Origin of the sequence: Pseudomonas kitaguniensis, assembly GCF_009296165.1 — a bacterium.
Lineage (GTDB): Bacteria > Pseudomonadota > Gammaproteobacteria > Pseudomonadales > Pseudomonadaceae > Aquipseudomonas > Aquipseudomonas kitaguniensis.
Genome location: NZ_VUAZ01000153.1, coordinates 1 through 14958 on the forward strand (window position 1 = coordinate 1; position 14958 = coordinate 14958).

Annotated in this window: 10 protein-coding genes and 3 pseudogenes; 6 read left to right on the forward strand and 7 right to left on the reverse strand. The window is 61.3% G+C overall.

The features are described 5' to 3' along the window. Positions 1-27: 27 nt before the first annotated feature. Positions 28-707, reverse strand: a pseudogene (locus F0169_RS23355) (DJ-1/PfpI family protein). A gap of 90 nt (positions 708-797) precedes the next feature. On the opposite strand from F0169_RS23355, the gene F0169_RS23360 reads away from it, so the two are divergent. Together F0169_RS23360 and F0169_RS23365 are read left to right on the forward strand one after the other, a co-directional pair. Next, complete coding sequence (locus F0169_RS23360; RefSeq protein WP_058414141.1) at positions 798-1766, forward strand: GlxA family transcriptional regulator; 969 nt, start codon at positions 798-800, stop codon at positions 1764-1766. A gap of 103 nt (positions 1767-1869) precedes the next feature. Then, positions 1870-4079, forward strand: a pseudogene (locus F0169_RS23365) (ATP-binding protein). A gap of 3 nt (positions 4080-4082) precedes the next feature. Here the strand turns inward: F0169_RS23365 and F0169_RS23370 are convergent. The 3 genes and pseudogenes from F0169_RS23370 to F0169_RS23380 all read right to left on the reverse strand — a co-directional run bounded on the left by F0169_RS23370 (position 4083) and on the right by F0169_RS23380 (position 7747). Continuing rightward, entirely contained in the window at positions 4083-4988 is a 906-nt protein-coding gene (locus tag F0169_RS23370; RefSeq protein ID WP_152747741.1) for an alpha/beta fold hydrolase, read from the reverse strand. Positions 4989-5128: 140 nt separating this feature from the next. Continuing rightward, positions 5129-6954 (reverse strand): annotated as a pseudogene (locus F0169_RS23375) (glycoside hydrolase family 15 protein). Further along, positions 6947-7747 (reverse strand): glucose 1-dehydrogenase, encoded by an 801-nt coding sequence (locus tag F0169_RS23380; protein WP_058414145.1) that lies wholly within the window; start codon positions 7745-7747, stop codon positions 6947-6949. Before F0169_RS23380 ends, F0169_RS23375 begins: the two are co-directional and overlap by 8 nt. A 329-nt stretch (positions 7748-8076) precedes the next feature. On the opposite strand from F0169_RS23380, the gene F0169_RS27475 reads away from it, so the two are divergent. From F0169_RS27475 to F0169_RS23400, 4 genes are all read left to right on the forward strand, one after another. After that, complete coding sequence (locus tag F0169_RS27475) at positions 8077-9033, forward strand: type III secretion effector protein (protein ID WP_172979531.1); 957 nt, start codon at positions 8077-8079, stop codon at positions 9031-9033. A 138-nt stretch (positions 9034-9171) separates the two neighbouring features. Then, the gene (locus F0169_RS27960) at positions 9172-9468 is read left to right on the forward strand and encodes a type III secretion protein (protein ID WP_241679164.1); all 297 of its coding nucleotides are present in this window, start codon (positions 9172-9174) and stop codon (positions 9466-9468) included. A 183-nt stretch (positions 9469-9651) separates the two neighbouring features. Further along, positions 9652-10014: a hypothetical protein gene (locus F0169_RS23395; protein ID WP_152747742.1), complete on the forward strand. Its 363-nt coding sequence runs from the start codon at positions 9652-9654 to the stop codon at positions 10012-10014. A 1-nt stretch (position 10015) separates the two neighbouring features. Continuing rightward, entirely contained in the window at positions 10016-10564 is a 549-nt protein-coding gene (locus F0169_RS23400) for a type III secretion effector protein (protein ID WP_172979532.1), read from the forward strand. A 26-nt stretch (positions 10565-10590) separates the two neighbouring features. On the opposite strand, the gene F0169_RS23405 is transcribed toward F0169_RS23400, so the two are convergent. The 3 genes from F0169_RS23405 to codB form a co-directional block, all read right to left on the reverse strand. Then, entirely contained in the window at positions 10591-11742 is a 1152-nt protein-coding gene (locus tag F0169_RS23405) for an MFS transporter (RefSeq protein WP_152747743.1), read from the reverse strand. A 175-nt stretch (positions 11743-11917) separates the two neighbouring features. Then, positions 11918-13153, reverse strand: coding sequence for a cytosine deaminase (gene codA / locus F0169_RS23410; protein WP_152747744.1), 1236 nt, complete (start codon positions 13151-13153; stop codon positions 11918-11920). Positions 13154-13339: 186 nt separating this feature from the next. Beyond that, positions 13340-14608, reverse strand: coding sequence for a cytosine permease (gene codB / locus F0169_RS23415; protein ID WP_152747745.1), 1269 nt, complete (start codon positions 14606-14608; stop codon positions 13340-13342). Between the last annotated feature and the right edge of the window lie 350 nt (positions 14609-14958).

The following is a 14958-nucleotide window of genomic DNA, read 5'->3' on the forward strand; positions in this document are numbered from 1 at the left end:
CAGACAACCAAGACCGCAGACGCTACATCACCCCAACCGGGCGGCCGCGCGTGCGACGATTTCGCCGCGCGCCTTGCGCGATTGCTCCGTAAGCCTATTGGCTTCCTCCAGCACCGACGTGGGCGCCGTGTCCGGGCTGCCCGAATCAAACGGCGGCGCGGGCGCGTATTCGATCTGCAATTGCACCAACTGCGCGGTCGCCTCGCCGTATAACTCAGCCGCCAGGGTCAGGGCAAAGTCGATGCCAGCGGTGATGCCACCCCCGGTCAATAAATTGCCGTCACGCACCACGCGCGCCTGCACCGCGATTGCACCCAGCGGGGCGAGCAGGTGGTGGTACGCCCAGTGCGTGGTGGCTTTGCGGCCGCGCAGCAAACCCGCTGCGCCGAGCACCAGCGAACCGGTGCACACCGACGTCACGTAGCGCGCGTTCTGTGCCTGGGCCTTGAGAAAATCCAGCGTGTGCGCGTCTTCGATCAATGCACCCACGCCGGAACCGCCCGGTACGCACAGCACATCCAGTTGCGGCAGTCGTCATAGGTCATGGTCGGGGTGAAGACCAAGCCGGTGCTCGACGTGACCGGCGCGAGGTCTTTCCACACCAGGTGCAGCTTTACGTCCGGCAGCGAGCCCAGTACGTCATAGGGGCCGGTAAGGTCCAGTTGCTGGATGCCGGGGAACAACAAAAAGCCGATCTGCAAGGTCATCAATCATGCTCCGATAAAGGGGTGGACGGCGTTACTCTAGAGGCCTAGGCTTTGGCGAATACGCCATTGGACCCACCTATCACGCCAATCATGACCCGAATAATCCACGTACTCGCGTTCGATAACGTCCAGGTGCTCGACGTGACCGGGCCTCTGCAAGTGTTCGCCTCGACCAATGACCTGGCGCGCCAGCGCGGCTTGCCGCCGCCTTACGCGGTCTCGGTGATCGCTGCGCAGGCAGCGCCGGTGATGACCTCTGCCGGTTTGGCGCTGGTCGCCGAGCCGCTGCCGGCAGCGGATAAACCCTGTGACACCTTGGTTATCGCCGGCGGCTGGGGCGTTTACGGCGCCGCCGAAGACCCTGCGTTGGTGGCGTGGGTGAAAGAAAAAGCCCGGCACACGCGGCGCATGACCTCGGTGTGCACCGGCGCTTTCCTGCTGGCGGCCAGTGGTTTACTCGACGGCTGCCGCGTCGCCACCCACTGGACTCGCTGCGAAGAACTGGCGCGCAAGTTTCCTTCGTTGACCGTGGAGCCCAACCCGATTTTCATCCAGCAAGGCGCGGTATGGACTTCTGCGGGCGTAACGGCCGGCATCGATTTGTGCCTGGCCCTGGTGGAAGAAGACCTCGGCCGCGCGGTGGCGCTGGAGGTTGCACGGCACTTGGTAGTGTTCCTTAAACGCCCCGGCGGCCAGTCACAATTCAGCGTGGCGTTGTCACTGCAAAAGGGCGACAGCCGCTTCGCCGACCTGCACGCCTGGATGGCCGAAAACCTTACCCTTGATTTGAACATCGCCACATTGGCCGCGCAGGCCGGCATGAGCGAGCGCAGCTTCGTGCGCCACTACCGCGCCGAGACCGGCCAGACGCCCGCGCGCGCGGTCGAGTTGATACGCGTGGAAACCGCGCGCCGGCAACTGGCCGACAGCACGGCGTCGATCAAACGCATCGCCGTGCAATGCGGTTTTGGCTGTGAAGAAACCCTGCGACGCAGTTTCCTGCGGGCGCTGGCGGTTACGCCCCAGGCCTACCGCGAGCGCTTCAGCCTTACACGTTAAACGAAAACGTACACATTCGGATCAAGGTGTTATGTTGGCGGCTTCCGCAGTGATCTCCCCCGTCTGCGCCGCTATTCCCTCCGCCCCCGGCGTGACGTCTCTCATGAAGCCATTGCCTGCGATCAGCGCCGATCCTCTGCGAGACGATTGCGCGAGCGAACCTATTCACATCCCCGGCACGATCCAGCCGCACGGATTGCTGCTGACCTTGAGCGAACCGACGCTGGTGGTGCTGCAAGCCAGCACCAACCTGAATGCCGAGCTTGAGCTGGGGCCTTTGGCGTTGTCCGGGCAGGCGTTGGGCAGCCTGATCGGCGCGGATGCGTTGGCCCAAATACGCCTGGCGCTGGCAGACCTGGACGCCGATGAAGACGAGCTGCATCAGGTGACGCTCAACGGCAACCTTTACGATGCCGTGCTGCACCGCCATCAGGGCCTGTTATTCCTGGAGCTGGAACGCTCGGTCATACCGCGCCATACCGCTGCGCTGCACGTCGCCCGAACCCTGCGCCGCCTGCAGGCAGCCAAGACCCTCGATGCGCTGTACCAGACCTGCGTGAGCGAAATACGTGCATTGACCGGCTACGACCGGGTCACCCTGTACCGGTTCGAGCAGGAAGGCCACGGCAAAGTTATCGGCGAAGCGCTGAGCGAGGGTATGCAGCCGTACTTGGGCCTGTGTTTCCCGGCCTCGGATATTCCGCCGCAGGCGCGTGAGCTCTACCGCTTGAATTGGGTTCGGGTGATCCCCGACGCGACCTATGTGCCGGTGCCTATCCTGCCGGCCATGCGCCCAGACACCGGCGCGCCCCTGGACCTCAGTTTTGCCGTGCTGCGCAGCGTCTCGCCGGTGCACTGCGTTTACCTGAAAAACATGGGCATACGCTCGTCGATGAGCATTTCCCTGCTCAAGGACGACCAACTTTGGGGCCTGATCACCTGCGGCCACCGCGAGCCCCTGCGCGTGCCACATGAGTTACGCACGGCGTGCATCAGTGTCGGTCAGTTATTGTCGATGCAGATCACGCTGCTCCAGGAAAAGGAGGCGCGCCGCCACGAGCAGGAAAAAACCGCCATGATCGACGCATTGGTCAGCGCCATGGCGGCGGATACGCTGGATGTGATGGAGAGCCTGCTGCCTTACGCGCACACCTTGTTGAGCCTGACTGGCGCCGATGGGTTGGCGATTCTGGTGGAGGAGCGTCTGCACACCTTCGGCGTTTGCCCGAGCGACGAGCACATTCACGCCCTGTACTCGTGGGTTCAGCAACAGGGCAAAGGCGTGGTGCACAGCCACCAATTGTCCGCGGACTTCTCGCCGGCCGAGGCTTATCAAACCGTCGCCAGCGGCCTGTTGGCCTTTCGGTTGCCCAAACCGGTCAATAATGCAGTGATGTGGTTTCGCCCCGAGGTCAAAACCACCGTGCAATGGAGCGGCGAACCGGTCAAACAGCGTGAGGTGGGAGCAACCGCCTTGACCCCGCGCCTGTCATTTGAACTATGGAAACAGCAGGTCGACGGCAAGGCGCTGCAATGGTCTGCCTCGGAGTTGCAGGCGGTGGCCAGTTTGCGCCGAAACGCGCTTGAACATGACCTGGCCCGTCAGGTACAGCGCGAACATGCCGCCGTGCGCGCGCGCGATGAGATGGTGGCGGTGGTCTCGCACGACCTGCGCAGCCCGCTGACTATCTTGTTGATGCAGTGCGGCATGATGCGCAAGATGGTGCCCGCGACGACACCAAAGCCACCTTGCGTTTGAACAACGCGATTGAAACCATGCAAACCGCCACGTCGCGCATGAACACCTTGCTCGAAGACTTGATCGACATTTCGCGCATCGAGGCTGGGCGTTATCGCGTTGCCCTGCAAACACTGGACGTGACGTCGACCCTGGAACAGCTCGGCTTGATGTGGCACCCGCTGGCGTCGGCCAAGGGCGTCAACCTGACGTGGAGCAGCCAACCTGGGCTGAGCATCCAGGCCGACCCGGAGCGGCTGTTCCAGGTGTTTTCCAACTTGCTCGGCAATGCGCTGAAATTCACGCACTTGGGCGGGGCAATCGAGGTGATGGCCCTGGCGGCGGGCGACGAAGTGCTGTTTCGTGTGTGTGACAACGGCTCCGGCATCGGCGCGGCGCAATTGCCGTATATCTTCGAGCGTTACTGGACATCGCGTGAAGGCAACCCGACCGGCAGCGGCCTCGGCTTGTATATTTCCCACGGCATAATCGAGGCCCACGGCGGCACGCTTTGGGCCGAAAGCGTGGAAGGGCAGGGCAGCGTCTTCAGTTTCCGGGTTGCGGCGGCTCGGTAACGCTCACCTTCTATCGAGTAATTCGCACAGCGCCGCAAGCGTCGCCTGCGGCGCTTCCTGTGGAATATTGTGGCCCACGCCGGGCAACACTTCGCGCCGATAAAAACCGCTGAAGTGCTCGATGTCATCGTCCTCCACCGGCGCCGGGCCGACGCCATCATCGGCGCCGCACAGCGAAATCGTCGGCACTGAAATCGGCGGTTGCAGCGCCAGCGCCTGCTCGATGGTTTCCAGTTGCGGGTCGCCAGGCGCGTACATGAAGCGATGGCGATACGAGTGAATCACCACCTCCACAAAGTCCGGGTTATCAAATGACGGCGCGGTCTGGCCATAGAGGCCCGGTCCCTCGGCCCAGCTCGGCGACCACAGCCGCCACAACAATTCACACAGTTCACGACGATTGGCGGTCAAACCGTCCACGCCGCGCTGCGTGTGAAAATAGAACTGGTACCACAACCGATGCTCCTGCTCCGGCGCCAAAGGCTCGTGCGATGTGGCGATGTCCTGGATATTGTAGCCATCAGCGGTCACCAACCCGCGCACCCGCTGCGGCCATAGCGCCGCGACAATGCACGCGGCGCGGCCACCCCAGTCATAACCCGCGAGGGTGGCTTGCGCGATGCCCAGCGCGTCCATGAGTTCGAGTAAATCCTTGGCCAACGCCGCCTGTTGACCGGAGCGCATCACCTGCCCATCAATAAACCGCGTCGGGCCGTAACCGCGCAGGTACGGCACCAATACCCGGTAGCCACGTTCAGCCAGCACCGGCGCAATTTCATCGTAGCCGCGTGGGTCGTAGGGGAACCCATGCAGCAAGATCACCGGCTCTGCGTCGACAGGGCCATGGGCTTCACAGGCAATGTCGAGCATGGAGGTGCGCACGTGAAGCAGGGCGGCAGCGGTGGTCATGATGGATTCCTGTGGCATCAGCATCAGCGGGCTTGTGTGGCGAGCAAGCCCGCTCGCCACCGGTTTTTTGTTTGCCTTGGAAGTGTGTGTAGGCAGCTATGCGCCTGGGCTATGGTCCTGGGCTGTGCGCACGCACCACCTCAAGGTTGCCAGGTGGTCTTCTCCCCACTGAGTTTGCGATCCAGAAAGGTCGCCGCGCTGATCAGCGCCAAATGGCTCAACGCCTGTGGCGTGTTGCCCAAATGCCGGGCCTGGCTGTCGAACTCCTCGGCGTACAGCCCCAGCGGGTTGGCGTAGCGCAGCAGTTGTTCGAACTCCAGGTGGGCTTTTTCGACTTGGCCCGCCCGCGCGAGGCATTCGACGTACCAGAACGAGCACGCCGCAAATGCGCCTTCGGTGCCTTGCAGGCCGTCGATCTGGCTGTCGTCGTTGCGGTAGCGATAGACCATGCCATCGCGCACCAGGCTTTTCTGGATCGCTTCGAGTGTCGACAGCCAGCGCGGATCGGTGGCCGCGACGAAGCGCACGAGTGGCATCAGCAGCATCGAACCATCCAATGCAGTGCTGCCGATATACTGCACAAAATGCCCGCGTTCTTCGTTCCAGAAGTTGCTCCAGATGTCGGCGTAAATCGCCTGCCGCGTCTGGTCCCAGCGCGCAAACGGCGCCGGCAGCGAGCGCTTGTAAGCCAGACGGATCGCACGGTCCAGCGCTACCCAGCACATCAGCCGAGAATGCAGAAAGTGGTGTTGTTCACCGCGCATTTCCCAAATGCCGACATCTTTTTGATTCCAGATCTCGCACACTTGGTCGGTGACTTCCACCGTGTGTTGCCAGCCCTCGTGGGAGATCGCTTCACCGTATTTATTGACCAGGTAAACCGCATCCATCAGTTCGCCGTAGATGTCCAACTGGATCTGGTCGAACGCTTCATTGCCGATGCGTACCGGCTTTGCACCACCATGGCCGCTGAAGTGATCCAGCTCGGTTTCCGGCAGTTCCTGGCGGCGTCGACGCCATACAGAATGTTGATTTTGGTCGGTTGGCCGCAGCAGTCGCTCACACGGCCCTTGAGCCAGCGCATGTAAGCATTGGCCTCTTCGGTGAAGCCCAGTCGCATAAAGGCGTAGACGGTGAAGGACGCATCGCGGATCCACGTGTAGCGGTAGTCCCAGTTGCGCTCGCCGCCCGGTGTTTCCGGCAGGCCGAAGGTGGCGGCGGCGATGATCGCGCCGTGTTTGCGCGAGGTCAAAAGCTTCAGCGCCAGGGCCGAGCGGTTGACCATTTCGCGCCAGCGCCCGCGGTAATTTGATTGGGCGATCCAGCCACGCCAGAACTTCAACGTGTGCGCCAGCGCCAGATCGGTGCAGCCGCCGTCGACACGCGGGTCGTCCTGACCGCCGAGGACAAATTCGGCGCCTTCTTCCTGGTTCAGGGTGAAGTGGGTTACGGCGGCATTGTCTTCGATTTGCAGCGGGTGGCTGCCAGCCAAACGAATGCCGGGTTGCCCGTCTGCGGTAAAACACACATCGGCTTTGTCGGCGGCGGCGCGGGTTGGCGCGCGCGCATAGTCGTGGCGTACCGCGCAGCGCAGGTGAATGGTCGCCTTGCCGCTGACCACGCGGACCCGGCGGATCAGCAGGGGCAAGTCGTCGACCTCTTCGCTGATCACCAGCAGGTCGGTGATTTCGACCACGGCTTCATCGCTCAGCCAACGGGTCTGCAGCACATTGGTGTCGGGCAGGTAAATTTGCTCGCGACGGGCGTTGGGCAGGTCGGGCGTGAGTTGGAACACGCCAGCTTCGGGTGTGTCGAGCAGCGAGCAAAAGATCGACGGGCTGTCGAATTCCGGCCAGCAGAAAAAGTCGATGCTGCCTTTGTCGTTGATCAGTGCCGCGCTGCGCATATCGCCAATAATGCCGTGGGCATCGATGGCGCTTTGCGGTTCGTTGTTGAAATCAACCATTGCCACGAAACTCCGGATAAAGGCTCATGCCGCCATCAATAAACAGGGTGCTGCCCACCACGTAATCAGACGCGTCGCTGGCCAGCCAGACCACCGCGTTGGCCACGTCTTCAACGTCGCCGACGCGGCCGTAAGGGATCAACTTGAGCAGCTCTTGTTCGGCCGCGCCTTCGGTGGCCGCACGGTTGATCGCCGTACGAATGGCCCCCGGCGCAATCCCGTTGATGCGGATGCGCTGTTCGCTGACTTCTTGCGCGAGGGTGCGCATCAGCATCTCGACGCCGCCCTTGGAGGCCGCGTAATTCGCATGCCCGGCCCAAGGAATCAGTTGATGCACCGAACTCATGTGGATGATTTTGCCGGCGGCGCGTGACACGCCATCGCGCACGCCCTGGCGGTTGAAAATACGCACGGCGGCGCGAGCACACAGGAACTGGCCGGTGAGGTTGACGCCGATCACGGTGTTCCAGTCGTCGAGGCTCATGTCGACCAGGTTGGCGTCTTTCTGCATGCCGGAATTGGCCACCAGAATGTCCAGGTGGCCGAAGGCGTCGAGGGTTTGCGCAAACAGGCGCTCAACGTCAGCTTCTTTCGACACATCGCCACCGATGGCAATCGCCCGGCCGCCGTTGGCATTGATCTGCGCGGCGAGGGCTTCGGCCGGCGCCGCCTGCGAGTTGTAATTAAGCACCACTGCCGCACCGGCTTCGGCCAGTGCCTTGGCGGCACCTGCGCCGATGCCCGAACTGGCGCCAGTGACGATGGCTACTTGTTGCTCCAGCGAAAGATGCATTGCCTGCCCACCTTTTATCTGCAAGTTCAGTTAGCTGACTGGTGGGGCAGGGCACAAGTTCACCCTTAAACCGCCGGATAACGCCAGGATCCAAGCGATTGCTGCGGGCACCATGCCTGAAAATGTTGGGCTGACCGGCCTTTTATAAGAAAAATCGCAGCGCAAGGTTCGGGGTTTTTTGTGGGCTTCCTACATACGTTCATGCCTGTTTGATGCCTGATCAGGAACCTATTCCGACGGCTGTGCCACACAAGGGGAAACCTGATTGACTTCGACTTTATGCTGGAGCGACAGGTTGACCATCAAGTACCCTTGCACTGGAGACACCTATGTCGGTATCGGCTCTCGATACACCTGTATCCGCCCCACCCACCCCTGATGCTACGCCAATAAACACCAAAGCCAACGCCAAGGCCAGTCATACGGCGCATGCCGCGCCGTCCTACACCAGCCAGAGTACCGTGAACGTTAATTTCCACTCGGCACATACTCATTCCAGGCCCGTGTTCGGCGACCACCAGCATCAGGCGCATCACCATGGCGCGCATAAACCCCCGTCTGCATTGCCGAACCTGGCGTTGCATCAAGGGTTTTTACAGCAACTCAAGGACTTGTTGGGGCAATGGTTCGGCGGGCACCCGCCACCGCATCACCCAGGTTCGAGTGGCCCGCCGGCAAGGCCCAACCCCAGTAAACCAGGCTCGGCGTTGCCTGGCCGGCCTGACCTGGAGTACGCGACGAAGAATAATGAAGAGTTGGCGAAGCAGTTGCTCCAGAACTTCAACGCCTTCAGAGACCCCAAGAACCCGCGCTATGTCAGCGTTGACAGTATTCACGCGATGGCCAGTAAAAGGCCGTCCGGTGATGCCGTGATGAATCAGAACATTCGCCTGGCGAAAGAGCTGTTGCGGCGCCCTGACCTGGTTGATGCCATCGACCGGGACCCCACGACAGGTGCGCTGGATGGCCTGATCGACAAGCAAAAACTGAGCATTATTCTTGAGGGCGATAACGCCTTCAAATACACCAGTGACAAGCAACTGGCCGACGAAATGCTTGAGCATTTCGACGCATTAAAAGGGCAGTTTGGGCGCGAACTTAGATTCAAAAGCCTGCAAAGGCTCGCAGCCCAACCGCTGACGGGTGACGCCGACAAGGATCATCTGACTCATCTGTCCCGCGAGGTCCTCACTCGCAGCGACCTGCTTGACCAGATGGACGATCTCGCGAGTCGCAAAGATGACGGTCGCATCAGCCTGGAAGCGCTTTACAGGCTTTCTCGCTGAATGATGCTCAGGTGCTGCGGCCGGTTCGCGGCACCTGATTGTTTTGTGTCAGGAACTGTTTAAGCCGATTGAACCACTACGTCATACGCGACGGTTGGCTGAGGCCGGTCGCTTTCAGACTCCGAGTGAGGCTAATAAATGAATTCAACCTCGTTTCAATCCAACCCCGGCGGTCCCGAACGTTTCAACATTGCTCATGAAGCCGACGCAGCCTTGCACGATTCCCTGGCTGCGTCGGACGCGCATGCGGCTGAAGCCCGCCGAATGAAAGCATTTGCCGGCCAGCGCAGATTCCAGGCACCGGTCGCCGATGATTTTGCCCGCGGCATGCTTGCCCAAAGGCCTGCCGGCAACGCCGACACAACGTCGTTGCGTCACGCCAATGGCGTGTGGGCAGCGCTGATGAGTGGCTTGACCGCCTTGCGTCGTGGCTAAAGGCTGTTTCTAAGCTGCGCCTCGGTTTTTTTACATGCTGTCATTGGTCTTCAGCGGTTACCCGGAACTATTGCGTCCCGCTAACCACACATCGGTGGCTTGCCGCTCTGGAATCGACCGACGATTTGGGGTGCCTCGGTGGCTTTCAGGCAAACGCAGATCTGAAAAAGTGGGAGATGACGCATGAAAATTGAGGGTGCAATACCGCGTGGGCAGCCAATGATCATAAGCGCGCCAGAGATTCGCCGTGCCTCAGCGCCGCCCGTTTTTCAGCCGCCCTGCGTCGAGCAATATGCCCCGCGGGAAATGCCGCCGCGCCCACCCGCTGCAATGCGCGCAACTTTGTCGTCGCTGCGCTACCAGACCTTACAGAACGCGCCGGTTGCTCGCGTGAACACAACCCCGCCAGGACCGAACTCTACCGATAGCCAATTGGCGAGCGAGCTGGAGAAACACTTTGGCGAGCTACACGCGTTTTTCAAGGAGGGCCGCGTGACGCAATCGTCTTTGCGGCAAATCGCAGCGCAGGCGCTGCGGGGGGAATAATGTGCGCGATCGTATGATTTTGGTGGTCAGGGAAATTCTCAGTCGCCCGTTGCTGAACGATGCGATCATCGACGCCGAGGGCTATATTACCCGCGACAGCCTGAACACTGCGGCCTTGGCTTTGCGGGGCAACAGCTCCCCCGCAGCCTTCAGCCAGGATCCTTTTCATGGTCAGGGCAACGCCGAGGTGGTGCAGGCACTGCAAGGCTATTTCAAACAATTGAGGGATAAACCCAAGGACCGCACAGTTTTTTTTGAAGCGCTTGAATACGTCGACATCGCACTGCTCAAAGCCGTGATGAATGACCCCGATGACATTGACTCTTCAGGGGGGCCAGTGCTGGAGCCCACCACTGGGTTGCCCAGGAAGAAGTACAGCGAACACTGCGTTTACACCGCAAGAAACATCATCGAGCGCCCGGGCTTATTGCGCTCCCTGGAGCGTGCCAACACCCTGCGTTTATTTGGTCGCCCCAAGCACGGCGGGTGGCTGTGCAACCGGAGCCTGGCGCGCTGGCTGGAGCAGCACGCGGTGCACAAGGCCAGGTAACGTCCCGGCCTTGTACGGCAGTGGTGCTACACCTTGAGAATTTTGCCGCTGATGGCCACACCGGCCAACATGATCGCGACCAGCACAAAGGCGATGCTCAAACTGCTGCCATGCGCGATGAAGCCGATGACCGCAGGGCCGGCGAGAATACCGGCATAACCCAACGTGGTGATGGCCGGCACCGCAATATGTTCCGGCATGACCGTTTGCTTGCCGACGGCGCTGTACAGCACCGGCACGATATTTGAGCAACCCGCGCCCACCAAGGCGTAGCCCAGCAGCGCAGTTTCCCAGGCTGGCACCAGCGTTGCGAGCAACATGCCGGCGGTGGCCAGCGTGCCGCCGATCACGATCACGCGGGTGGCGCCAAGGCGGCGGACAATCGTGTCACCGGTCAGGCGCCCGGCGGTCATGGTCAAGGCAAACGCGGCGTAGCCAAGGCCGGCGTAAGCCTCGTCCAGGCCGCGCTCGGCGCTGAGGAACACCGCGCTCCAGTCCAGCACGGCACCTTCAGCCAAAAATACAATGAAACACAGGCAGCCGATAAACAGCACCACACCGTGCGGTACGGCAAACGCGGGCCCTGAGCTTTCACTGCCGTAGGGCAGCAGGTGAGGGCCGGCTTTGAGCAGCGCCACCACCATGATCACGATGACTACCAGCGTCGCCTGCAACGGCGACAGGCCCAGCCCCAGCAACCCGGCAACCCCGGCCGCGCCGACAATACCGCCCAGGCTGAATAAACCATGGAAGCCCGACATCATGGTTTTGCCACTGGCGCGCTCCACAATCACCGCTTGCAGGTTGACGGTTGAATCCACGGTGCCCAAGCCCGCGCCAAACAGAAACAGGCCGGCGATCAGCAACGGAATCGAACTGACCGTGGCGAGCATCGGCAGCGCCAGGCAAATCATGACCGTGCCGGCCGTCAATACACGACGGCAGCCGTAGCGGGATGCCAGTGCGCCCGCCACCGGCATCGCAATGATCGAACCTACGCCCAGACACAGCAGCAACAGGCCCAGCGTGCCCTCATTGAGTTGCGCACGCGCTTTGGCGTAAGGCACCAGCGGCGCCCAGGCGGCGATGCCGAAGCCTGCGATAAAAAACGCGATACGCGTCGACATTTGTTCCAGCCGCCCGGGAACCACGGGCGCTGGAGTGGGGATGGCAGTCATGAAAAATCCTTGGTTTTGCGTTCGAAGAACGATGTCCGGGGCGACATCCTTGCATATCAGGCCGTGCCGAGCGAGTGGGGTTGCCCACGGTTGATGGCCCCCAGCGCAGGTCACACGCTTTATTTTTATGCGCGTGCAACCGCTGGACGGCGATTCGCTGGTTTAACCCAACGGCCTACACAAACTCCACCTGCGCCGGTTGCCGCTTCATCAGCACCTCGCCATGGCGGATCGAGTACAGCGCCGAGCCCTGGCTGCGGATCACTTCATAGTCGCTGTTTGCCGACAGGATCAACAGGTTGGCGGGGCGACCGGGCTCCAGGCCGTAACGGTCACCCAGCGCCATGGCCTTGGCGCTGTTGTCGGTGACCAGGTCCAGGGCGTTTTGCAGGTTGCGGTAGCCGAGCATATGGCAGATGTGCAAACCGGCTTCCAGCACCCGCAGGATGTTACCGTTGCCCAACGGGTACCACGGGTCAACGATCGAGTCCTGGCCGAAGCACACGTTCATGCCGGCTTCGAGCAGTTCGTTGACGCGGGTCACACCTCGGCGTTTCGGGAAGTTGTCGAAGCGGCCTTGCAAGTGGATGCTTTCGGTGGGGCAGGAGACAAAGCTGATGCCCGAGTGCCCCAGCAGTCGAAACAGTTTGGCGCAGTAAGCATTGTCGTAAGAGCCCATGGCCGTGGTGTGGCTGGCGGTAACGCGTGCGCCCATGTCGCGGCTGCGCGCTTCTTCGGCGAGCACTTCGAGAAAGCGCGAGTGCGGGTCATCGGTTTCGTCGCAGTGCACGTCCACCAGGCATCCGGTGCGCTCTGCCAGGTCCATAAGGAACTTCACCGAGCTCACGCCTTGGTCGCGCGTGTATTCAAAGTGCGGGATACCGCCGACCACGTCGGCGCCCAGGCGAATGGCTTCTTCCATCAATTCACGGCCATTGCGGTAGGACTCGATGCCCTCTTGCGGGAACGCAACGATTTGCAGATCGATCAGGTGCGTACTTTCCTCACGCACTTCGAGCATGGCTTTTAATGCCGTCAGGTCGGGGTCGGTGACGTCGACGTGGGTGCGCACATGCTGGATGCCATGCGCGGCCAAGGCCTGGATGGTTTTTTTGGCGCGCGTTTTGGTGTCTTGCTGGGTGATGGTGGCTTTGCGCTCGCCCCAGCACTCGATGCCTTCGAACAGCGTGCCGCTCATGTTCCAGCGCGGTTCGCCGGCGGTCAGCGTGGCGTCGAGGTGAATATGCGGCTCGACGAAGGGCGGTATCACCAGGTTGCCGGCGGCGTCCAGGTCGTCTGGCGTCAACGTGCGCGCGGCCGTGTGTGGCGTAATGCTGGCTATCCGGCCGTGTTCCAGGTGCAAATCATGCAGGCCTTCACGGTTGCGCAGGCGGGCGTTGATGATATGCATGGGCAAGTTCCTCTTGGCTAAAAACAATCAGGCAGTCAGTCGCCAGATGATCAGGTCTGTTGCGGTGCAGGGCCAGGCTCTGGGCGGCGGCCACAAGGTTAGCATTCTGGTGAATGCCGGCCTTTCAGATTCTGCATCGGGTTCGCGCGATGGCTTGAACTCGCCTGGTTCGTCGCCCAATACCCTTCACGCCGAGGCGTCAGCCAGCGGTGAGCGCACGCGCAATACCGAGGTCAGCACGATGTAGCTCAGCGCTGCGGCAACAATCCCCACCAGGGGCGCCACCCACGGCGAGTGGAATGCCAACACCGTACCCACCGCATAGGCACTCAGCCCGGGCCAATTGAAGGCAGGCAGGCGTGTATCGGCAAGGAGCGGGTATTGGCCGCGATAGCGGTAGAAGAAGTCCGCCATGATGACCCCGCCAATCGGCGGGATCACCGTGCCCAGCAGAATCAGGTAAGGCACAAGCATGTCGTACATGCCGAGCAGCGCCAACCCCGTGCCGATGAGCGCACCAGCCAGGGTTACGGTTTTGCGGCGCCGGGTGCGCAGCAAGTTGCAACCCGCGACGGCGAAGTTGTAGATGGTGTTGTCCTGAGTGCTCCAGATATTCAGCAGCAGCATGGCCATCGCCGCCATGGCGAAGCCTTGCAGCAGCAACACCTCAACCACATCCGGCTGTTGATAGACGATGGCGCCATAGGCGCCGATCAGTACCATCAAACCGTTGCCGATAAAAAAACCGATCAAGCTGGCGAGGACTGCGACCCTGGCCGAGCGCGAAAACCGCGTCCAGTTGGTGGCCTGGGTCGCGCCGCTGACAAAGGTGCCGAATACCAGGGTGATAGCGGTGGATAAGTCCAACTCGCCGGTAGGGACCACGGCCAGCAGGCCATCCAGACCGCCGACTTTTACCGTGGCGACCCACATCGACAGAAACAGCAGAATACCCATCGCCGGCACCGCTATATAAGAGAGTATTTCGAGCCCGCGATAGCCGACATAGGCCGTGGCGCAGAACACCATGCCGAACAGCACCATCAAGCCGAGCACGCTGCTTTGGCTCAACTCGAAATACTTGCCCAGCACCACGGCGGCGGTGGCGGTGCCCCAGGCGTACCAGCCGATTTGGGTGACACCGAGGATCAGGTCGCTGAGTTTGCTGCCGACTTCGCCGAAGCAGAAACGCCCCATCAACACCGAGTTCAAGCCGCTTTTGAAGGCGATGTAACCCAAGCCTGCGGCGTACAGGCCCAGCAACAGGTTACCCAAGGCCACGACGCCCAGCATCTCGGTGAAACTGAAGGCCACCCCCAGCTTGCCGCCGGCAAACATGGTCGCGGTGAAAAACGTAAACCCCAACAGCACCATGGCGGTGGACGCCAGGCCCTTGCGCGCCTGCATCGGCACCTCGCTGAGGGGGTAATCGTTGCCCGGTTCTTGCTGCGTCATGTGCCTTGCTCCCTGAATGACTGACGCAGGCCTGTTGCACCGCGCGTGCCACATCAGTCGCACGGCGCAATGTGCAGCGTACGGATGGCCAAACAGGGGAGATTCGCAGTGATGGGTGTGCTGTGTGCCCGGTCGGGCACGAAAGCGGTGCAGCGGTGAGACACATTGGATCAGTCTGTGAGAGGCGCCACTGCATGTTTGGTGTAGCGCTGTCCCGCAGCAAACGGGCTTGGGGTGTTCTTCAAGTTGGGTATATATCCGGTATTTGGGTAATGGCTTGTATCGGTTTCGCTGTTACAGCGGGTCACTTTTGAAAGGGCCGGGAGCTTAACGGGGGCGCTTCTCAGATC

Bases quoted from the DNA above. Each gene is read 5' to 3' on its own strand.
- F0169_RS23395 (WP_152747742.1), top strand. From the start codon at position 9,652: ATGAAAATTGAGGGTGCAATACCGCGTGGGCAGCCAATGATCATAAGC.
- F0169_RS27475 (WP_172979531.1), top strand. From the start codon at position 8,077: ATGTCGGTATCGGCTCTCGATACACCTGTATCCGCCCCACCCACCCCT.
- F0169_RS23380 (WP_058414145.1), bottom strand. From the start codon at position 7,747: ATGCATCTTTCGCTGGAGCAACAAGTAGCCATCGTCACTGGCGCCAGT.
- codA (WP_152747744.1), bottom strand. From the start codon at position 13,153: ATGCATATCATCAACGCCCGCCTGCGCAACCGTGAAGGCCTGCATGAT.
- codB (WP_152747745.1), bottom strand. From the start codon at position 14,608: ATGACGCAGCAAGAACCGGGCAACGATTACCCCCTCAGCGAGGTGCCG.
- F0169_RS27960 (WP_241679164.1), top strand. From the start codon at position 9,172: ATGAATTCAACCTCGTTTCAATCCAACCCCGGCGGTCCCGAACGTTTC.
- F0169_RS23405 (WP_152747743.1), bottom strand. From the start codon at position 11,742: ATGACTGCCATCCCCACTCCAGCGCCCGTGGTTCCCGGGCGGCTGGAA.
- F0169_RS23360 (WP_058414141.1), top strand. From the start codon at position 798: ATGACCCGAATAATCCACGTACTCGCGTTCGATAACGTCCAGGTGCTC.
- F0169_RS23370 (WP_152747741.1), bottom strand. From the start codon at position 4,988: ATGACCACCGCTGCCGCCCTGCTTCACGTGCGCACCTCCATGCTCGAC.